A 21,089-nucleotide genomic window follows, 5' to 3' on the forward strand; every position below is an offset into this window, starting at 1 on the left:
CAATCAGCCCAGAAAAGCGGTCATCCGTGCGGCGGCATCGGTCCACGCCACCTGGCGGTCGTCGAGCCACGCGTCGTCGTAATAGGTGCAGCCATAGCGATCGCCGCCATCGCACAACAGCGTGACTATGCTGCCCGTCTCGCCCGCCGCCGCCATCTCCTCGACGATCTGCGCGCACGCCCAGAGGTTGGTCCCGGTCGAGCCGCCGACCCGCCGCCCGAGCCGGTCGGACAGCGCGCGCATCGCGCCGATGCTGTCCGCATCCTCGACCGCGATCATCCGGTCGATGACGCTCGGCACGAAGCTCGGCTCGACGCGCGGCCGCCCGATCCCCTCAATCCGCGACGCGCACCCCTCGGGCAAGGCGACGACCGAGCAATCCTCGAAATGGCGATGGAACACCGAGTGTACCGGGTCGGCGACGCACAATCTCGTGTCGTGCCGGCAATAGCGGATGAAGCGCCCGATCGTCGCCGATGTGCCGCCGGTTCCCGCGCCGCACACGATCCAGGACGGGCACGGATGCTCCTCCTCGCCCATCTGCGCGAAGATGCTCTCGGCGATGTTGTTGTTGCCGCGCCAGTCGGTTGCGCGCTCGGCATAGGTGAACTGGTCGAGATAATGCCCGCCGGTTTCGGCTGCGAGCCGGTGCGAGACCGCGTAGACGGTGCGCGGATCGTCGACCATGTGGATCTCGCCGCCGTGGAAGCGGATCGCATCGAGCTTCGGCGTGGCGGTCGTTGCCGGCACCACCGCGATGAAGTGCAGGCCCAGCATCCGGGCGAAATACGCCTCCGATACCGCGGTCGATCCCGACGAGGATTCGATCACCGTCGTCTCGGGCCCGATCCATTCGTTGCACAGCGCATACAGGAACAGCGACCGCGCGAGCCGGTGCTTGAGGCTGCCGGTCGGGTGCGAACTCTCGTCCTTCAGGTACAGCACGATGCCCGGGTAGCGCGGTAGGTCCACGCGGATCAGGTGCGTGTCGGCGGACCGGTTATAATCCGCCTCGATCCGCCGCACCGCCTCCGACAACCAGCGCCGGTCGACGCGCTTCGCCATCACTGCAGCCCGTGACGGACCAGCATCGCAGTCGGCTCGGGATCACGCCCGCGGAATGCACGAAAGCTGTCCGCCGCTGGCCGCGTCGCACCGCGCGCAAGCACTTCCTCGCGGAACCGGTCGCCGGTCTTGCGATCGACCAGCCCGGCCTCCGCAAACGCCTCGAAGCCGTCCGCGGCCAGCAATTCGGCGTAGAGATAGCTGTAGTATCCCGACGCATAGCCGCCTGCGAAAATGTGGCTGAACGCATGCGGGAAGCGATGCCATTCGGGCGGTCGGATCACCGCCACCTCGTCGCGCACCGCCTCGATCACCTCGATCGGATCGCTGCCCATCGTGCCGAGATGGAGCAGCAGGTCGAACAGCGCGAACTCGACCTGGCGCAGGATGAACATCCCCGCCTGGAAATGCCGCGCCTTCACCATTCGCTCGAACAGGTCGGCGGGGAGCTTCTCGCCGGTCTTGTAGTGGCCGGACATGCCGGTCAGCACGTCCTTGTCCCAGGCGAAATCCTCCATCAGCTGGCTCGGCAGCTCGATCGCGTCCCACTCGAACCCGTTGGTCCCGGCGATGCTCGGCCGGTTCACCTTGGTGAAGAGCAGGTGGATGCAGTGGCCGGTCTCGTGCAGCAGCGTCGTCACGTCGTTGTGCGACAGCAAAGACGGCGTCTCGCCGCCATCCGGCGCGAAATTGCAGACGAGATACGCGACTGGCACCGTCACGGTGTTGCCGTCGTGCAACCGCGGTCGCGCCTGCGCCATCCACGCGCCACCGCGCTTGCCGGTGCGCGCATGCAGATCGAGATACAGTCCGGCGAACACCGTTCCGCTCTCGTCCACCACATCGAAGAACCGCGCGTCGTCGTGATACAGCGAGACGTCGTCGCGCTCGACGAGCTTGATGCCGAACAGCCGCTGCATCAGCGTCTGCCAGCCCTCCATCACGCGCTCGACCGGGAAATACGCCTTCACCACCTGCGCATCGACCGCATAGCGATCCTGCCGCAACCGGTTCGACACGAAGCCCGCATCCCAGGGCTCGAAATCGGCGATCCCGAGCTGCTCGGCCGCAAACGTCTTCAGTTCGGCGAGGTCGCGCTCCGCCGCCGGCTTCGCACGCCGTGCCAGATCGCGCAGGAATGCGATCACCTCGGCGCCATTGGGGGCCATCTTGGTCTCGAGCGACCACGCGACCGGATCGGTGAACCCGAGCAACGACGCCGCCTCGTGGCGTAGTTCGAGAATCCGTACGATCCGTTCGCTGTTGTCGAACTGCCCCGCATGCGGCCCCTTATCCGATGCCCGTGTCGCGAACGCCCGGTACATGCGGGCGCGCAATTCGCGGTTCTCGGCGAAGGTGAGGACGGCGTTCACGCTTGGCTGTTGCAGTGTGACCCGCCAGCCCTCCTGCCCCTTCGCCTTGGCGGCATCCGCAAACATCGCCTTGTCCGCGTCGGAAATCCCCGCGAGGTCCGCCTCGTCCGTCACCAGTTCCGACCAGGCATCGGTCGCATCGAGCACCGCGCTACCGAACTCGTTCGACAGGCCCGACAGCTCGACCGAAATCTCGCTGAACCGGTCGCGCGCCTCCGGCTCCAGCGCCACGCCCGACAATTTGAAATCGCGGATCGTCTGCTCGACGGCGACCCGGTCCTCATCCGACAGCGACGCGAAATCGGGCGACACGCTCAGCGCGACGAACACCTCGTACAGATCGCGGTTCTGGCCGACCTTCATGTCGTTCTCGACGAGTCGCTTCTGCCCCTCCGAATAGGCCGCGCGCAGTTCGGGCGTGTCCGCCACACCGTGCAGATGCGACACCGCCGACCAGATCGCGCCGATCTCGGTATTCGCACGCTCGTACGGCAGCCACGCGCCCGCGAAATCGGTCGGCCGCGCGGTGGTCAGCGCCTCGACCATCGCCTCGTGCCGCTCGATCGCCTCGTCCAGCGCCGGCGCGATCTGGTCGGGCGAGAGCTCCGCGAAACGGGGCAGCGACAGCGTATCGAGAAGCGGGTTCGTCGGGGCAGTCATGGGAAATCCTTCAGCATTCGACGACGTTGACGGCCAGGCCACCAAGCGACGTCTCCTTATATTGCGAGCGCATGTCCTCACCGGTCTGGCGCATCGTCTCGATCACCGCATCGAGGCTGACGATATGGCGACCGTCCCCGCGAAGTGCCAGATAGGCGGCGTTGATCGCCTTGATCGCACCCATCGTGTTGCGCTCGATGCACGGGATCTGGACCAAGCCGCCGATCGGATCGCAGGTCAGGCCCAGGTTGTGCTCCATGCCGATCTCGGCCGCATTCTCGATCTGCGCATTGGTGCCACCGAGCGCCGCGACCAGCGCGCCCGCCGCCATCGAACACGCGACGCCAACCTCGCCCTGGCATCCCATCTCCGCCGCCGAGATCGACGCGCGCTTCTTGTAGAGAAACCCGATTGCCGCCGCGGTCAGCAGGAAGTCGTGCGCGCCCTTCGCCGTCGGGTCCTTGGTGAACGTCTCGTAGAAGCGCAGTACCGCAGGCAACACACCCGCAGCCCCATTGGTCGGCGCGGTCACGACGCGACCACCCGCCGCATTCTCCTCGTTCACCGCCAGCGCATACAAGCTCACCCACTCGAACACCGCGGACGGATCCGCCGCGGTATCGCGCGCCTGCAACCCTTCGAACAGCGCCTTCGCCCGACGCGGCACCTTCAGCCCACCCGGCAATATGCCGCCCTGCCGACACCCGCGATCGATCGACGCGAACATCGCCGCGCGGACGGCATCCAGGAACGCATCGGTCTCGCTCTCCGGCCGCCACGCGATCTCGTTCTCGCGGACGATATCGGCAATCGTCATGCCGGTCGCGTCACCGGTCGCGAGCAATTCCGCCCCCGACGAGAATGGCCTCGGCAACAGGATGTTCGCCTTGACCGGTCCTGAGCCAGCCTCGACGATCGCCCCGCCACCGATCGAGAAATAGGTCCGCTCGACACTGCGCCCGTCGGCGAACGACGCGGTAAACGTCACCGCATTGGGATGCCCCGGCAGGAAAGTCTGCGCATGGAACAGGAGATGCTGGCTCTCCTCGAACCCGATCTCGATCCGGTCCGCCAGCATCAGCCGCCCGCTCGACCGGATGGCCGCAAGCCGCACCGGGATCAGGTCGGGATCGATCGTCTCGGGCTGCGCACCGCTAAGCCCCAGCATCACCGCACTATCGGTAGCATGTCCTCGCCCGGTCAGCGCCAGCGAACCAAAGAGGTCGACGCGCACCGCGACCGGCTTCTCGTCCGCGACCAGATCGGCGAACAGCCACGCCGCGCGCATCGGCCCGACGGTATGCGAACTCGACGGCCCGATCCCGATCGTGAACAGGTCGAGAATGCTAATCGCCTGGTGGCAATCGGGGCGGGCGCGAGCGTGTTCGTCCGGGCGATCGACGGTCAGCGGGTTCATCCAGCGATACTCAGGCGGGATCGGCGACGACGGACGGTGCGCGAACCTCGACCGGCGCGGCATACTTGGCGTAAACGTCCATCGTCCTCGGCATCCTTCAACCCATGACGCGCCAGCCGGTCACGACGGCAAGCCAGCCGTACCGTAGCCACGGTCGACATCACAGTACGAGACTATGGTCCCCGTCGTCCATCCGAAGTGAGTGGAGGCATTCCCGGCTATAGTCGTCGATCACATTCAGCATGCGGAACCGCCGGTCGCAGGCCAACGAGTCCTAGCGCGTTGTCGGGCGACCAGCGCTGGTTGGGTTCCTGCGGGATCGCCCTCGGCGCTCGCGTCCCAGCGCGCGCTTGCGGTCACCACGCTTGCGCACGGTCAGCCGCTCCTCGCAGAACGTCGCGTCGCTCAAGCCTGCCCTTCACTGGCGGCCAGCATACTCCATTTCAGGCGCAACGATCTCCGGTCCGTCGCTGTGGATCGTGACAGGGATCGACTTGGCGGCAGGCGTCTTGCTTTCCGCCGCATAGTGCCAGATCGGCATCAGGACGTTGCACTCCGGATAATATCCGCCGACACAGCCGATCGGCAGGTCGTAGGCGACGACGATCATGCCCGACAATTGGCGATCTACGCCGTCATTGGCCACCGTTTTAAGCGTGGCGAGTTGCCCTACGCGAAGCCCTAGCCGATCAATGTCCGAACGGTTCATCAGCACCACCTTTCGGGTGTTCTTGATGCCTCGAAAGCGGTCGTCATAGCCGTACACGGTCGTGTTGAACTGGTCGTTGCTACGCAGCGTCATCAGCCGAAAGCTATCGTGGTCCGCATCAGGCATGTCCGGATCCTCGTCGAGCCCGGTGGGCGTCACGAACTCGGCACGCCCACTCTTCGTACGCCATTCGCGGCGCTTGACGGGAAGGTCCCGCTGAAAGCCGCCCGGCTCCCACATGCGGCGCTCGTAGTCGTTGAAGCTGTCGGGCAGCGTCACACCCACTTCCTTTCGGATCTCCGCATAGTCGGTCATGTAGTCGTCCCAGCGCACGCGCGGATTGGGATCGAGCGCCTGATTGGCCAATTCGCAGATCAGACGCACTTCGCTGAGGAGATGCGGCGAGGCGGGCGTGCGCAAGCCGCGGCTGCCATGGACGCAGGCGGTAGTATCCTCGATCGACAGCACCTGTTGACCGGCTGCGGTCTCGTCGATCTCCAACCGGCCGAGAACGGGAAGGATGTAGCTGATTTCACCCGGCAGGAGCGCGCTGCGGTTGAGCTTGGTGATAACGTTGACGGTCAGGCGCAGCTTGCGCCACGCCGGCTCCATCTGCCCATGATCGGGGATGGCGCGGACGAAATTGCCACCCATCATGATGAAGGCCTGCACTTCGTCGCGCAGGATCGCCTCGCACGCCTCGACCGTGTTGTAGCCGGGCTCGCGCGGTGGTTCGAAGTTGAACTGCTCGCCGAGGCGGTCAAGCGGGAACAGTTCGGGCTTCTCCGTCACGCCCATGGTGCGCTGGCCCTGCACGTTGGAATGGCCGCGCACCGGACAGATGCCCGCGCCAGCGCGACCCATGTTACCGCGCATCAGCAGTAGGTTGACCAGCATGCGGACGGTTTCCACCCCCGCCTGATGCTGGGTGAGCCCCATGCCGTAGACGGCGATCGCGGCAGTCGAGCGCGCATAGACCGTTGCGGTCGCTTCGAGGTCCGCGCGATGGAGGCCGGAGTGGCGCTCGATTGCGTCCCATTGCTGCTCGCGCAGCCATTCGATGAAGGTTTCGAAACCCTGCGTGTGCTCGGCAATGAAAGCTGTGTCGAGGACCCCGGGCTCCCCCGCCGCAAGGGCTGCGTCATGCAGGGCCAACACCGATTTGCAGATGCCGGTTATCGCGGCAAGATCGCCCCCTGCCCTCACCTGATGATATTGTGAACTGATCCGCGTTTCCCTGCCCGTGAGCATTTCGGTCGGCGATTGCGGATTGATGAAGCGTTCGAGTCCGCGTTCGCGCAACGGATTGTAGGTGATGATCGCCGCGCCGCGCTCGCTCGCCTCCTGCAACGGGTGGAGCATTCGCGGTGAATTACTGCCGGGGTTCTGCCCAAAGAACATGATGCAGTCGGACCGGGCGAAGTCACGCAGGTCGACGGTGCCGACCCCCTGCCCGATGCTGGCGGGCAGCGCCACGGAGGTCGTCTCGTGGCACATGTTGGAGCTGTCGGGCAGATTGTTGTTGCCGTAGAGTCGCGCGAACAACTGGTAGAGATAGCTCGCCTCGTTGGACAGGCGGCCGGAGCTGTAGAAAACCGTGCCCTTCTGCTTGTCCTCAACCGCACGCAGTTCGCGTGCAATTTCTTCGACCGCATGTCCCCAAGAGACTGGGACATAGCGATCACTCGCTGCGTCGTAACGTAAGGGCTGGGTGAGACGGCCAGGCTGCTCGAGGTGATAATCATCCCAGCCCAGCAGCTCGGTGACGGTGTGTTCGGCGAAGAACGCGGGGGTGCAGCGATGCGCAGTGATCTCCCAGGCGACGGCCTTTACCCCGTTCTCGCAGAACTCGAGCGGCAGTGGGCTGGCAGGCTTTACCCAGGCGCAACTGTTGCACTGATAACCGTCGACCTTGTTGTGGCGGGTGAGCGCTATAGGACCGCTGGCGGCTACACCCTCACGCGTCAGTATTTCGCGCACGGACCGCGCCGAGCCCCAGCCACCGGAGGGCAGGCGATACGGCTTGAAAGTGGGTTTTTCCATCGGATGTCTCCGGCCTGCAGGAAGGAAGCGGATACATCCGCCGCGTGCTTACGTTCTTTACCAGGTACGATGCGGTGTCGTTGACCTACGTTATCGTCGAGGCAGGATACCGAACAGCAAGGGAGAAGCCGGATGACTGTTGGACGAGACTATCTGATGAAACAGCCATCCCGCCCGTCTGCGCCGAAGGTGTTTCTCGACACTCGGGTTATCCCTTCCGCAGTGAACGCCGCGGGAAGCCTGGAGGTGGCGCTGGATCGCGTGGCGGTGCGTACCGGGTTGCGGCCTGTTGTGATCCTGACCGGTAGCGCCGTTGCCGGTCTCCTCGTTGGCTGGAGCCTGTGGCGCAAGCGTAGCACCATGCCAGTCAGCGTCTCAAAGGAACCGCTGCTTAAAAGCCAGTGAACGGCATCCGCTAAATTTGGAAGACTAGTGCGCGGCCATTGATGAATACGCCCCCGGCCGCGCGTTACATATGCAGCCTTTCCTATGAACCGGAGTGAGGACGTGACGGGCATCAATCCGATATCTACAGCGCACCTCAGGATTTACAGTTACGTTGGCGGCACCAAAGACCAGTATTCCGGCTACGGCTATGACAGTTCGTCCACTCCCGGCCGTTCAAACCCGCTTCCCATCGCTACAATAGCGAACACAGAACAGGCCATGACCCTTTCAGGCATCGGCACTCTCGACATCGGACAGACGGTGAGGCGGCGTCGGATTTCTACTGTCCGCTCGTCTCCGAGATCACGTCCGGATCGCGCTTGTCGCCCCAGTATTGCAAAGTCGCCACGACGATAATTGCTAGAATGGCCGCTACAAAAATCCCCAGCGCGATGCGGAGGTAATTTCGATCTGCGGGTTTCGGATCATCCACCGCTACACTCCCGTACCGTAGTTTACAGAAACGAGAACGGGCGACGCAATGCTCGGTTCCTGATCCGCTAGCGCGTTGAAGCACCCGGCATCGGGGCCCCTGATCGCGACCCGCCTTTGACCAAGCGGCTCGGAAGGTCATCGCGTATTCGGCGACCGGCGCTGCCGATCGGCAGCTACCGGCGGATCGCGCAGGAGCGCTTTAGTCCCAAACCTGAGCGACAGCGAAAAAGGCCGCTCGTGCGTCCGCTTCGAATCGCCGGTCAGCCGGAACAGGTACGGATCATCGTCGTTGCTACCTTGAACAGAGGAGCGAACCACATGGCAACGGCAGCGCGCGAACCCGCATCCGAGAACTTCAAACGAAAGATAGCGATGGGGGCGGCGGCCGGCGTTGCCACTGGGCTCCTCGCGAACCTGCTCCGAAAGGCCGCTGTACAGGCACCAACAGCCATGGCGGGCAACTGGGATACAGCTCTGGCGTCGGAACATTCGGCGGCGCTTAAAATCTTTGACCTGCTGGAGAAGACCAGCAACCAAGCGACCGGCCGCCGATCGTTTCTGCTGATGCAGTTGAAACACGCGATCAGCAAGCATGCGTTTCAGGAAGAGAATGTGGTTTATGCCATGATGCGCGATCAGGGCCTGACCGACGCAGCGGATCACCTCAATCACGAGCATGGCTACGTGAAACAGTATTTCTTCGATCTCACGGAAATGCCCAAGGACGACCCCGCATGGCTGCCGAAGCTCAAGGAATTCCGCGGCATGATCGAAAAGCACATGCGCGAGGAGGAGGACGATCTTTTTCCGAAGCTCCGCGATCAGCTTTCGGATGAGCAGAACAAGCACATCACCATCGCGATGAACAAGGAAGGCCTTAAGCTGGCCTGAGCCGTTTACCCCCAGTCAGCAGGAGACAGACATGACCGACGATCCGAAAACCGACGACGCGACCCAGTCCGAAGAGGCTGAGGAAATGGAAAAGGTGCAGGAGGACGCTGCCAAGGAGCGCGAGGAAAACGGCGGTTATCAGTAGACTGGAACACCTGGTCAGCAGCCGCGCTGCCCCCGTGGTGCGGTTGCTGACATCCGACCCTCAAACGCAATTATGTCTGCGTGAACCCCGGGCCCGATGCGCAGAGTGTCATTGACCAATTGCCCGGCTGGTTTGCCCATTATATCGAAGTGCATCCGCACCGCGCTTTACGCTATCGATCACCACCCGCGTTCATCGCGCAAACCTGCGACGCTCTGTCAGGCCTTCAGGGGACAACAACACGGAGCCGGTCGAACAGCGCGAGGAACGCGTCGTCCGTCGGCTGGCAACCCCTGCCCTAACCTGACGATTCGGGACGCTTCGACGTTAGCCATGAATGTTCGGCCGGTTGGGCAAAGGGACATCCGGACACCGACCCGTCTTTTCAAGCAGCGCCGCCTGCTCTTCCAAAATTCCTGCACAGTAGAAAGCCCAATCGCGCTCAACCGTCGTGCGCGCACGTGAAGCAGCCGCTCGGAAGTCCTCGGCTTTCTGTAGGAACTCGTAATCGGTCATGTGGGCCACTCCGGAGGCCAGTTTGCTAATCGGACCCGGAAGCAGTTTTATTCGCATGGGTTAATGGCGGACCGTCATTCGCGAGGCGATCGGTCTTTTGATGTATTGCACGCCTGACATGTTGCCGGCCGATCATACCCGCTCTTGGCTGAGGAAGCATATGTCGACGGAGCTGTGCTTTGGCTGCGCTCGGGACGGGCGGTCCGCAAGACATTCGTCCGTCTCCCGATCACTCGTCGACCTGCCACTACATCATTTGTGGTTTCGCCCGCTCGCGAAAAGCACTGTGTTCTTTCCATAAACCACCCGTGTTCCGCCGGTCTAAACAGCCGGTTGCGCATTCCAAACCACCATCGCGCCAGCGCCAGTCATCCGTTGCCATTTCCTCCGGATATCTGATTTCGCCGGCACGCAAAATAGCGGCGAAATACACCATGGCATCGCGGAACCATTTACTTACCCACCACCTCTTCATCGGCGGCGTGTCGATGATCGCGCTCGCAACTGCCGGAACGGTCGCCGGCCACGCGCAAGCACTGCAACCCTCCTACTCGCCGGGCGCCAACAACGGCGGCGGCAGCAACGCAGGACGTGCCGACATCATCGCGGTGACAGACTCGACCAGCACGATCACCGGCGACTACGCCCTGCGTGGCACCAGCGCGCGCCGGTTCGTCTCCGACACCGCCACCATCGCAGACCGCAATCGCGACGGCCAAGTGGTCGCCGGCTTCGACGCCGTTGCCGACCGCTCGAGCGTCGTCCTCGGCGCGCAGCAAAAGACGCTCGCCGTTACCTATCCCGACCAGATCAAGGGCACCCGCGTCGCGACGTCGGTCTATGACAATGACCGTCTGTTCGCGACCGCCAGCACCGACACCCGCGCGGTGACCTATGTGGATACCAATGCACCGGTCTATGGCGACCTGCGGCTCGCCAACATCGCCAACTCGACCGTCACGATCGCGACCGGCGACAAGGCCAGGAGCGTCTACGACACGGCCAACTTCGCGCTCGTCACCGCGGACAGCGGCTCGACGCTGTACAACGTCACCGGTGGCAGCACGATCATCTATGATTCGCGGACCGCCACGATGGACGGCGCCGACCAAGACGGGCTGTCGCAATCCGAATCGGCCAGTGTCGGCGTACCGGTCACGACCTTTTCGGGCATCGCGTTCGGCAATGGCGACGCGGTGACCGATCTTGCCAGCCTGAAGCGCTACAACAGCGAACAGATAGCGCTGCTGACCGCCGGCACGATCGCACCCGCAGAGTATGACCGCCGCATCCAGGCGGCGGCGACGTCCGAAATCCGTCAGGTGACGGTGCGCACGCCCGTCATCGCGCCCTATACCGCGCCGCCGACGATCAGCGAGCGGCTGTTCATCAAGCTCGATCGCTCGACGCTGGTAACCACCACGGACTCCGAACTGGTCGGCGTGGTCGGCGCTGACGGCAATAACGATGGCATCTCGACGCTGATCCTTGCGCAGAACGGATCGACGGTCGTCAACAACGGCACGATCGCGCAGGGCGGAGGCGGCGTCGGCATCCGTGTCCGGGATGCGGGCAGCAGCCTGACCAACAGCGAAACCGGCGTGATCGGCGTCGGCTACGAAACGCTCGACCGCAGCAGCGGCCGGCCGAGCCCCAGCGGTCTCACCGATTTCCTCGGCTACGGCACTGCCAATATCGCGGTCCGCGCCACCGATGGCGCGACGATCGTCAACCGCGGCATCGTCAACGTCGCCAATCGGGACATCCCGAACCACCCGGAGGACCCGAATTACGGCAAGGCGAATGCCGGCATCGCGGTCAGCACCGGCGCGACTGCGTCCAATTCGGGGACCATCCTGATCGGTGGCGCCGACAGCGCGGCCGCCACCACGCTCGGCCTGTTCGGCGGCGCCGCCGGGTTGGTCGCGTATGACGGCGGCACCGCCATCAACACCGCCGGCGGCGTCATCCGCGTCGGCACCAGTTTTGCCGGCAACGCGGCCGACCTGAGCGGAATCGTCGATGTCGTCTCGATCAATCCGGCGGCGGGCATGACCTCGCTCTCGGGCGGGGGCATGCTGGTCAATGACGGACTGATCCGCATCGGCTCCCTGGCGCAGAACGCCACGGGCATGCTGGTAGGCGGCGAGGGCAATGTCGCGGTCAACACCGGAGCGATCACGATCGATCCCACCGCCACCCAGGGCCCAAGCGCACGCAACGTCGGCATCGCGGTCCGCGGCAGCAGCGTCGCTGGCGCAGTGCAGGCGACCAACGCCGCGACCGGCGTCATCACCGTCGGCGGCGTCAATGGCGTCGGCCTGCTCGTCGAGAACAGTGTCGACGGCGGTTCGGCCCGCGCGGTCAATGACGGCGCGATCGTGATCGGCGGCGGCATCTCGGTCGATCGCCTGCGAAACTACGGTATCTACGTCGCCAACGCGTCGTCATCGGCACGGCAGAACGGTGCGGTCACCTTGCTGGGCGAGGGCGCGATCGGCGTCCATGTCCGCGGCGGCGGCATAGTCGATATCGGCACGACCGGCGGGGTCGACTTCCAAGGCGCGCGTCAGATCGGCTATTATGCGCTCGGCGCGGGGTCGGCGATCACCGGCGCGGGTCTGACGACCGTCGACACCGTCGGCTCGACCGGATTGCGGGTCGAGGGCGGCGCGTTCGCGCGTGGCGCAGGGCAGAGCTTCGTCGTCTCCGGCCCCAACGCTTACGGCGTCGTGGCGACCGGGGTGTCGACCGGAACGACAATCGACGCGACCGACACGCGCTTCACCGTCTCGGGCGCCGGTGCGACCGGGCTGGTGGTCGAAGGCGGCGCGACCGGTATCCTCGCGGCGAGCAGCGGTCTCCAACTGACCGGGAACGGCACCACCGCGGCCATAGTCGACGGCCAGGCGCACGACCTCGACGGTGCAGCGGTCGGCGTCCCGGTTGCCGGAACCCGGCTGACGACGGCGGCGAACCTTACGTCGTCCAACATGGGGATCACCGGCTATGTCGTGCGCAACGGCGCCCAGCTCGCGCACGCCGGCACGATCGCCTTTACCGGCGCCAGCGCCACCGGCATCGTCGCCTCCACCGGCGCGGCGGTTACCAACAGCGGTGCGATCACGCTCGGCGGCGGCGCAAGCTATGGCATCGACCTGTCCGGCACCGGCACCACCGGAACCCACAGCGGCAACATTGGCGGTGCGGGAACCGGCGTACGCATCGCGAACGGCGCGAGCTTCGCCAACGCCGGCACCATCGCATTGGCATCGGGCACCGGCATCCTGATCGACGGCGCAGGCTCGACACTGTCGGGCACAGGCACGTCCCCAGTATCGGTCGGCGACGGCGTTGCCGCGCTGCGGCTGACCAACGGCGCGGCGGTGACGAGCGCGGGCAGCTTTACCGGCGGCGGCACCGCGCACGGCGTGCTGGTCGACACCGGCGCCGGCGCGCTGACGCTGGGATCCGGCATCATCACCAGTACCGGCAGCGGCAACGCGCTCGAAAACGCCGCGGGATCTGACGCGATCCGCCTGAACGGCACGACGCTGATCGCGAGCGGCAGCGGCGCGGCGGTCCACACCGCGGTCGCGCTCGACCCCGCCTCGATAGCGACGCTCACGGCTGCAGGGACGAACAGCACCGGCTTCGATTTCTCCGGCACAGGTGGCGCAGTCACCAATGGTCCGCTGGCGCTAGGCAATGGTCTCTCCATCACCGCCACCGGCGCAGGCGCGACCGGCGTTCGCCTCAACACCACGGGCGCGGTCACGCTCGGCGGCACCATCGCGGTCGCCAACGTGCAGGGCGGATCGGCGGTCGTCGCAGGCCCTGCGGCCTCGATCGCCAACACCGGAACGCTGCGTTCGACGAGCACGACGGCGGCCGTCATCGACCTGACCGGTGGCACGCGCGCCTTTACCAACAGCGGAACGATCAACGCCGCTTCGTCAACCGCCACCGCGATCGCTGGCGGCGCGAACGGCCAGGCGGTGACGCTGACCGCGGGACCGGTGACCGGCGCGGTGATGCTAGGCGCGGGCGACGACGTCTTCCTGATGACCGGCGGCACGCTGGCCGGTGCGTTCTCCGCCGGCGGCGGGAACGACCGCGCGATATTCCGCGGGTTGGGCGACGCCAGTCTGTCCGGGGTCACCGCGATCGCAGGGGCGGGCAGCGCAGGCGGTAGCGACGCGCTTACCTTCGACGCGACCACGTCCACCGGCACCCGGCGGATTACCGGATGGAACACTATCGCCCTTACCAACGGATCGACGCTCACCTCGGATGGCGACCTGATCCTCGCCGGCGGCAGCGCAACGATCGACGCCACCTCGACGCTGTTCGCCGGCAACGGCGTGCGCGCCGTCGTGGGGGCAAGCGCCGGCGGGTCCGCGACGCTCGTCAATGCTGGCATCGTCGACCTGACCAACGGCCCGTCCGGCGCCACCGACACGCTGACGGTCCGCGGCAATTATGTCGGCCAGAACGGCGTGCTGAAACTGCAGACGGTGCTCGCGGGAGACGGCGCGCCATCCGATCGCCTGATCATCGACGGGGGCTCGGTCAGCGGCACCACCAGCATACAGGTCGTCAACGCTGACGGGTTGGGCGCACGTACTACCGGAGACGGCATCGAACTGGTCGGCGCGATCAACGGCGGCACCACCACCGCCACGTCGACCGGAACCGGCTTCACTCTCGCTGGCCAGCATATCGACGCAGGTGCGTTCGAATACAGGCTCTACGCATCGAACGCGGCGGGAACGAGCCAGAGCTGGTTCCTGCGCACGCAGGCTGACGCGGGGGAAACGCCGTCCGACCCGACCTACCGCGCCGAAGTCCCTCTCCTCGCCGCGCTGCCCGCAGCGCTGCGCCGCGGCGACCTGGCGATGCTGGGCACCTATCACAAGCGCAGGGGCGACGAGAACGATCCGGTTGCGGAAGGATTCACGGTACCCGGCCGGCTATGGGGTCGGGCGATCGCCGACGACGGGCGCTTCCGCCAGCGCGGTGACGCACGACCCACCGCGGACGGCCATCTCTACGGCTTCCAGCTCGGCGTAGACCTGTTCCGCTTCGGCGACGGGGCCGGTCATCACGCAGCCGGTGTCTATGGCGGGTATACGGACGGTCGCTACACGACCAACGGCTTCACCGGAGGCGTCGAGAACCGCCGCGTCGGCCGGCTCGATCCCAACACGACCTATGCAGGCGCCTATTGGACGTATCTCGCGAACAGTGGATTCTATGTCGACACCGTCGTGCAGCACAGCTGGTATGGCGGCCGCGCGACCACGGCGGCCGACGGCTTTCGCATTCCGATCGACGGCACCGGCATCCTCGCTTCGGTCGAAACCGGCTACGCCGTCCCGCTATCGGCAAACTGGGTGCTCGAGCCTCAAGCGCAGCTGATCGCGCAGGGCACCGCGATCGATGACGTGACGATCGTCAATGCTTTGGTCCAGCAACGCGACCGCGGCCATCTGACCGGACGTCTCGGCCTACGTACCCGCGCTCGGTACGAGACGGGCGCGGGCGCGGTTCAGCCCTATCTTCGCGCCAATCTGTGGAAGGCGTTCGCGTCGACCGACCGGACCCTGTTCGTCTCTCCGGCTGCGACCTCGGTCGTTCGCACCCCTGGTTCGGCTATGTGGGGAGAGGCGGGAGCCGGGGTCACCTGGGCGCTCGGCCAGCGCATCGCGCTGTACGGCGAAGCAGACTATCGCAAGTCGCTCGACAACGATCGCGGGCTGGTCGGCCATTCCACGAGCGGGTCGATCGGACTGAAGATCGGGCTGTAATCTGCCCGGTCACGGATCTTCGGAGCGACGCGAAGGCGTTTTCGAACGGTTGAGGGGGGCGACCGTTCACCGAAGTCGGATGACTGGAGCCCAACCTGCGACGCTTGCTCGCGCAAGTCGTCAATTGATCGGGTGGGCCGATTTCCCTGCGTTACCGTAGCGTCGCAATGTCTAGTCTCCCCGTCGAACCTCAAGCGCTGACACCTGCCGAACAATCGCGCGTCAGTGCGGTGCTCGCCTCCGTCAGTACCCGGACGCTCCTCCAATCGCTGGCCCGGTTGAATGCGAACAATACCGACGCCGCGCTCATCATCGCCGAACTGCTCGAGCGGATGCCCGTCGGTTCGGACACGACCGCGACGTAGTTCAGGACCCCGTCATGGCGATGAAGCGAGTGCCCGTATCCGTCCCCGTGTTGCGGACGTTCAGCGATCCGATCCGCGCGCCGCTCGCCGACCGTACGACCAGATCGATGACGTAGTCGCCGCACTGTTCCAGCTGGACCAGGTTGTTCATCGGGTTCCCTGCGATGGTATCCCAAACCTCGCCCGTCACGCGCAGCCCGGTGCAGCGGATCGCGCGGAGAAACTGCCCGTTGCGTCGTCCCCTGAGGGTCACGTTGCGCAGCGTCACGTTGCTGCAATCGGTGATGAACGCAGTCGGCCCGTCCTGCGTCGCGGCGCCGAAGTCGAGATCGGCGTCGACGATCGTGATCTTGTCGATGATGCAACCTTGCGCCACGCCGGTGTTCTGCATGGCCAGCGGGCACCCGGTCGGTCCCTGCGTTATGCGCCCCTTGATTCCGGTCAGCGTGACGTTGCGAATGATCGCCTTGCCGGTCGTCTTGCTGGTGTAGAACTTGATACAGGAAAACGCCGCGCTGTTCAGCGTCATCGCGGTGAGCGTGATCCGCTCCATCAGCGCATTCGTCGACTCGTGATTCTCGGACGTGAACGACACCGCATCGTCGCCGCTCTGCACGACGATGTTCGACCCCGTCACCTGTCTGCACGCGCCGAAGAAATGCAGCCCGTCCGCCCCCGCCTTGTTGACCCCCGACTGAAGTAACAGCCCGTTGATGTGGCCCCCCGTCGAGTTCTTGATCTCCATGCCGAAGCCGGTCAACGGCCCGGCGGTGCGCACGCCGATCACGGTAAAGCCGTCGGTCGCTACGATCCCGAGTCCTTTGCGTGTCGCCCCCGCCGGATCGGTCGGGGCTCCGGCGAACGCGCCGCCGCCGCCGGTGATCGTCACGTTGATCAGACGTTTTCCGGACCGGTTGGTCAGGCAGTAATGCGTGCCCACTGCCGGGCCGTGATCATTGTAGACATCGCCGACGACGATGATCTTGGCGTGGCTGGCGTAGCCGAGTCCGGTACTCTTCAGCCGATGTCCTCCCACCGGGATGGTATAAGCGATCCGCCCGGCAGCGGCGGCGTCGAGCGCGGCTTGCAGAGGGGCGGTCATGTCGGGCGAAGCCATGGGTGTCGTCATGCCCGCCGGTAAAGGCTTTGACGTATTAACGGTTTACTGACGGTTGGTAGCAACCCGCCTCGATTACATCATTTGATGTATTGAGGTGCTGATCTCATGGAACCGTTAACGTCCTGGAAAAGGTCGCGATCCCTACTCGCGGGATGCAGACCATCTCCCCCCATCGCCGCCAGTTCCTACGCCTGACCGCCAGCTTCTCGACTGGACTCCTTCTCGCCGGGTGCGGCGGTGGCGGCGGTGCCGACGAGGAAGACGCTGCGGCAAGCGAACCGATCGTCGTTGTTCCTGGGCCGACGCCGACGGTCACCCCGCCCCCCTCCGCCGTTGCGGGCGTAAGTCACCCGCTCAACCTTGCGCTGACGCTCGCCTATGTCGGCGCGCAATACTACGGCTATGCCGCGCGCGGTGCCGGGTTGCCGGCAGCTTTGACTGGCGGAGTCGGACGCTTCGGGCTCGCATCCGGCGCACGACAGGCTAGTTTCTCCGACCCGCTCGTTGCGGCCTACGCGGCCGAACTCGCCGACGACAAGCAGCAGCATGTCGAGCGATTGCGCGGTCAATTGGGCGCGCAGGCGGCAGCGCAACCTACGCTCGACCTGTCGAGCGGCGCGACCGGCGCGTTCACCACCGCGGCGCGGGGAGCCGGGATCGTCGGATCGGGCACAGCTTTTGATCCATACGCTAGCGACGCGCATTTCCTGCTCGGTGCATTCCTCGTCGAAAATACGGTCGCGGCGACCTATCGCACGATCCTCGGCCAGACCTCCGACACCGCAGTCGCCGATATGCTGTCCGTCAATCTCGCCGACGCGATCTATCACGGCGGCCTGATCCGGACGCTGCTCGATGGCAAGGCGGCGACCAACACCGCGATCGCGACCGCGCTGAGCGGTGCCAGCATCATGCTCGGCGCGCTCGACGGCAGCAATATCGGCGACCAGTCGCTGGCCGGCGCGAGCGGATCCAGTTCGAACCTGCAGGATTCCGACGGCCGCCCGATTCCCTTCACGCGCGCGACGGCACAGGTACTGAAAAACCTGTATCTGTCGGACAGCGGGGTCGGTGGGTTCCTGCCCGCCGGCGTGAACGGCGTTACCGCCTGACGCCGCTCAGCCGGAGGCGGCGTCTCGCGTGGGGTCCGCGCGGTCCGCAAGCAACGCCAGCCGTGCAAAATCGTCGATGGTGACAACGCCGCCACGGATCGACACGAGATTTTCACGGCGGAACTGCGAAACGATGCGGTTGACGTGCACCAGGCTCAGTCCGAGCAGTTCCGCCAGCGTATCCTGCGTCAGCGGCATAGGGAACGATCCGTTGTGAACGAACCCAATGGACGCCAGCCGCTGATGCAGTTCCAGCAGCAGATGCGACATCCGCTGCCGGGCGCTCTGGCAGCCAAGCCGGACCACGTGATCGAGCAGCGCCGTCTCTTCGGTACGGTCGATCGCCGCAAGCGCGCGGGCGATCCCGGGATAGTCATGCGGGTTCAGCCGGACGGCCTGGACCATCCGCGCGATGCTGATCGTGCGCACCGGTGTCAGCGCAACCACCGGATTGAGCGCGAACGGGCGTCGTTCGCCCCGGTCGCCCATCAGGTCGCCGGGAATCAGCACGCTCAATATCTGCCTGCGGCCGTCGGGCAGGATCCGCGGCCGACACGCCCACCCGCCTACGACCAGCCGCGGATGCGGGCTGCCGTCTTCTTGCGGACAGATACTCGTCCCCGGCGCGTGCTGCTTGGGCTGCTCGCCCAACGACAGCACCAATTCGACCTCCAACGGCGAGAGAACCGTGACTTTGCGCAGGCGATGCAGCAGCAGCTCGGTGCTGAGCGACCTGCCACTGCCGCGGGGATCGCCTGTGTACATGACCTTCAACATCAGTTTGAATAATAGCCGCTGTACGACCCCATGAACTGGGCGGGGTCACCGTAGCCGGACCGGGCGAGTGCCCGCAGGTCGACCCGGCTGAGAGCGACGCCGGTCATCTTGACGCCGAGTGACTGAAGCAGATGGATTGCCATCTCCACCGCCGCATCGGATGTTTTCCGCCAGCGAACGAGGAGGATGGTGGAATCGACCTTCTTGGCGACCAACCGACCGTCGACCACGGGCAGGACCGGCGAGGCGTCGAAGATGACGACGTCGAACCTAGCCTTCAGGTCCTCGATCAGCGCATCGAAACTGCCATTGCCAAGCGCATGTGATGCGGCGAGGCCCGCGCGCAGCATCGGCAGGATCGTCAGGCTCGAATCGACATCCGGCAACAGCGCCTCGTCGAGCGTCGCGTCGCCTTCGAGCACCTGTTGCAAGCCGACGGTTGGGCGCAGCCCCAGCGCGTTGGCGATGCTCGGCCTGCGCATGTCGGCATCGACCAACACGGTGCTGACCCCGCTCATGGCGACGATCCGTCCGAGACCGATCGACGCGGTCGTCTTGCCTTCGTTCGGCAGCGCGGAGGTCAGTGCAATAGTGCGAACCTTGCCCGATCCCGCCGCCTGCAACACCGAAGCCGCAAGGTTGCGATATCCCTCTGCATAGGCCGAGCCGCTATGGTCGACGAGCGCGCTGATCGGGTCGCTGCCGCCGACATGGCGGACCGCCGAGCCGAGCGTCGGCAACCCGGCAAGGTACGGCAGTTGCAATCGACCCTCGACGTCCTCCAGAGTACGGATGCCACGATCGGTACCTTGCTTAAGGAACACGACGCCTAGTCCGATCGCGGTGGCGAGCAATGCGCCGACGAGCAGGTTGATCGGCATATTGGGCGAGGTCGGCCGCGTCGGCACCGCCGCCAAACTGGCGACGCGCGCATCCGACTGGGTCGTCGCCGCCTGTGCGCCGATTTCGTTCAGTCGATTGAGGATCTGTGCATAGATCTGATGCGCGGTATCCGACCGAAGCTGCAAGGCGCCAAGCGCGATAGAGGCGACGCTATTGTTGACGACCTGTGCCCGTGCGCCACCGGCGCTGCTGGCCAGCGATCCGGTGCGCCGGGCTGCGACCTCGCGCTGTGCCTCGAGATTGGCGATCGTGCGAGTGATCTCGCCCTGGATCTGCGTATCGATGTCTGCAACCTGCCGCTGTGCAGCGGCAAGCGGCGGATACTTGGGTCCGTAGAGCCCATCCAGATCCGCTACCTGCGCGCTGAGCACCGCGCGCTGACTCCGCAATTGCTGGATTACCGGAGAGCCAAGCGCCTCGCCCAAATCGTCCCCGGACGAGCCGCGGGCAAGCTGCTGCCGCGCGGTCTGCAACCGGGCACTGGCCTCAGCCTCCCCCGCCCGCGCCAACGCGACCTGGCCATCGAGCGACGACAATTGCTGCTCGGCGATCGTGCCGCCCTGCACGCTCATCAAATTATGAGCAACCTTGTACCGGCCCAGTGCATTGTCCGCAGCCTCGACCTCGCGACGCGCTCCAGCAAGCTGCCCGCGCAACAGGGTGACGGACGCGTCGGATCCCTCGCGCTTGACGACGGTCGACTGCGCCACGAACTCCCGGGCATAGGTGTTGACGATATCGGCTACGAGCTGGGGATCGTGATGCTCGAACGACAGGCTGAGCGCGAAGGTCTGCGCCGTGCGGTGCACGTCCAGTCCCTGCTGGAGCCGTTCGATCGCCGCGTCGCGCCGCGCCGAGGCTGCGACTGCGGTCGCCTTCGCCGCGAGTAAAGGTACACGGTCGCGGATCGAGGGATTGCGCATCAGATCGTCGAAGCGCGTCGGTTCGTCCAGCATCAGGCGATCGACGACCAGCGCCGCAAGCGTGCGGCTTTTCAGCAGTTCGACCTGCGTATCGACGCTTGAATCGGCCGCCGGATCGCTGAGCGCGGTGGTGCGGTCAGACCCGATCTCGGCCGGGCGCGGCGCGATGACCAAGGTCGCAGTCGCCGTGTAGCGCGGCGTCTGGAGCAGCGTATAGGCGGCGACTGCCAGCATGATCGCGCCAGCGACCAGAACGAACAGGGCCAAATGGCGGCGATAGGTCTTGAACAGGTCTATCAAGCTGGTCGACGGTGCGGGCCGCTCGGTTGGCGTGATCGTCGGACGAAGCCCGGTATAAGGCGCAAGTACGCTAGCCAT

The 21,089-nt window shown here is 65.2% G+C and carries 15 protein-coding genes and 1 pseudogene; 5 read left to right on the top strand and 11 right to left on the bottom strand.

Annotated features, from left to right (window positions below):
- Positions 1 to 3 precede the first annotated feature (3 nt).
- The 5 genes and pseudogenes from AC1MLZ_RS09380 to AC1MLZ_RS09400 all read right to left on the bottom strand — a co-directional run bounded on the left by AC1MLZ_RS09380 (position 4) and on the right by AC1MLZ_RS09400 (position 7,267).
- Positions 4 to 1,065 (bottom strand): PLP-dependent cysteine synthase family protein, encoded by a 1,062-nt coding sequence (locus AC1MLZ_RS09380; protein ID WP_480961408.1) that lies wholly within the window; start codon positions 1,063 to 1,065, stop codon positions 4 to 6.
- Positions 1,065 to 3,098 carry a M3 family metallopeptidase gene (locus tag AC1MLZ_RS09385; RefSeq protein ID WP_480961409.1) on the bottom strand — a complete coding sequence of 678 codons (2,034 nt, stop codon included), beginning with the start codon at positions 3,096 to 3,098 and terminating at the stop codon, positions 1,065 to 1,067. The genes AC1MLZ_RS09380 and AC1MLZ_RS09385 overlap by 1 nt, the downstream gene beginning before the upstream one ends.
- 10 nt (positions 3,099 to 3,108) lie before the next feature.
- Positions 3,109 to 4,515, bottom strand: a complete 1,407-nt coding sequence (locus tag AC1MLZ_RS09390) for an L-serine ammonia-lyase (RefSeq protein WP_480961518.1) — start codon at positions 4,513 to 4,515, stop codon at positions 3,109 to 3,111.
- 205 nt (positions 4,516 to 4,720) lie between these two features.
- A pseudogene (locus AC1MLZ_RS09395) lies at positions 4,721 to 4,903 on the bottom strand (IS3 family transposase); the annotation flags it as partial.
- Between the two features lie 30 nt (positions 4,904 to 4,933).
- Positions 4,934 to 7,267 carry an FdhF/YdeP family oxidoreductase gene (locus AC1MLZ_RS09400; protein WP_480961410.1) on the bottom strand — a complete coding sequence of 778 codons (2,334 nt, stop codon included), beginning with the start codon at positions 7,265 to 7,267 and terminating at the stop codon, positions 4,934 to 4,936.
- Positions 7,268 to 7,399: 132 nt separating this feature from the next.
- Between AC1MLZ_RS09400 and AC1MLZ_RS09405 the strand changes: the two genes are divergently transcribed.
- Positions 7,400 to 7,672, top strand: coding sequence for an SH3 domain-containing protein (locus tag AC1MLZ_RS09405; protein ID WP_480961411.1), 273 nt, complete (start codon positions 7,400 to 7,402; stop codon positions 7,670 to 7,672).
- 322 nt (positions 7,673 to 7,994) lie between these two features.
- On the opposite strand, the gene AC1MLZ_RS09410 is transcribed toward AC1MLZ_RS09405, so the two are convergent.
- Positions 7,995 to 8,147 carry a hypothetical protein gene (locus AC1MLZ_RS09410; protein WP_480961412.1) on the bottom strand — a complete coding sequence of 51 codons (153 nt, stop codon included), beginning with the start codon at positions 8,145 to 8,147 and terminating at the stop codon, positions 7,995 to 7,997.
- A gap of 116 nt (positions 8,148 to 8,263) precedes the next feature.
- On the opposite strand from AC1MLZ_RS09410, the gene AC1MLZ_RS09415 reads away from it, so the two are divergent.
- Complete coding sequence (locus AC1MLZ_RS09415; protein ID WP_480961413.1) at positions 8,264 to 9,040, top strand: hemerythrin domain-containing protein; 777 nt, start codon at positions 8,264 to 8,266, stop codon at positions 9,038 to 9,040.
- A gap of 472 nt (positions 9,041 to 9,512) precedes the next feature.
- Here the strand turns inward: AC1MLZ_RS09415 and AC1MLZ_RS09420 are convergent, their stop codons facing one another.
- Entirely contained in the window at positions 9,513 to 9,701 is a 189-nt protein-coding gene (locus tag AC1MLZ_RS09420; RefSeq protein ID WP_480961414.1) for a hypothetical protein, read from the bottom strand.
- A gap of 247 nt (positions 9,702 to 9,948) precedes the next feature.
- Positions 9,949 to 10,137: a hypothetical protein gene (locus AC1MLZ_RS09425; protein WP_480961415.1), complete on the bottom strand. Its 189-nt coding sequence runs from the start codon at positions 10,135 to 10,137 to the stop codon at positions 9,949 to 9,951.
- Between AC1MLZ_RS09425 and AC1MLZ_RS09430 the strand changes: the two genes are divergently transcribed.
- Positions 10,136 to 15,511: an autotransporter outer membrane beta-barrel domain-containing protein gene (locus tag AC1MLZ_RS09430; protein ID WP_480961416.1), complete on the top strand. Its 5,376-nt coding sequence runs from the start codon at positions 10,136 to 10,138 to the stop codon at positions 15,509 to 15,511. The two genes, AC1MLZ_RS09425 and AC1MLZ_RS09430, sit on opposite strands and share 2 nt — an antisense overlap.
- 167 nt (positions 15,512 to 15,678) lie before the next feature.
- The gene (locus tag AC1MLZ_RS09435; protein WP_480958210.1) at positions 15,679 to 15,876 is read left to right on the top strand and encodes a hypothetical protein; all 198 of its coding nucleotides are present in this window, start codon (positions 15,679 to 15,681) and stop codon (positions 15,874 to 15,876) included.
- Position 15,877: 1 nt separating this feature from the next.
- Here AC1MLZ_RS09435 and AC1MLZ_RS09440 read toward each other — a convergent pair whose 3' ends face one another.
- The gene (locus AC1MLZ_RS09440; protein ID WP_480958211.1) at positions 15,878 to 17,005 is read right to left on the bottom strand and encodes a hypothetical protein; all 1,128 of its coding nucleotides are present in this window, start codon (positions 17,003 to 17,005) and stop codon (positions 15,878 to 15,880) included.
- Between the two features lie 143 nt (positions 17,006 to 17,148).
- Here AC1MLZ_RS09440 and AC1MLZ_RS09445 point away from each other — a divergent pair, with 143 nt between their 5' ends.
- Positions 17,149 to 18,108, top strand: coding sequence for a ferritin-like domain-containing protein (locus tag AC1MLZ_RS09445; protein ID WP_480958212.1), 960 nt, complete (start codon positions 17,149 to 17,151; stop codon positions 18,106 to 18,108).
- Between the two features lie 6 nt (positions 18,109 to 18,114).
- Here the strand turns inward: AC1MLZ_RS09445 and AC1MLZ_RS09450 are convergent, their stop codons facing one another.
- Complete coding sequence (locus AC1MLZ_RS09450; RefSeq protein WP_480958213.1) at positions 18,115 to 18,885, bottom strand: Crp/Fnr family transcriptional regulator; 771 nt, start codon at positions 18,883 to 18,885, stop codon at positions 18,115 to 18,117.
- Complete coding sequence (locus AC1MLZ_RS09455) at positions 18,885 to 21,089, bottom strand: GumC family protein (RefSeq protein WP_480958214.1); 2,205 nt, start codon at positions 21,087 to 21,089, stop codon at positions 18,885 to 18,887. The genes AC1MLZ_RS09450 and AC1MLZ_RS09455 overlap by 1 nt, the downstream gene beginning before the upstream one ends.

This window comes from Sphingomonas sp. PEI4, assembly GCF_056679955.1.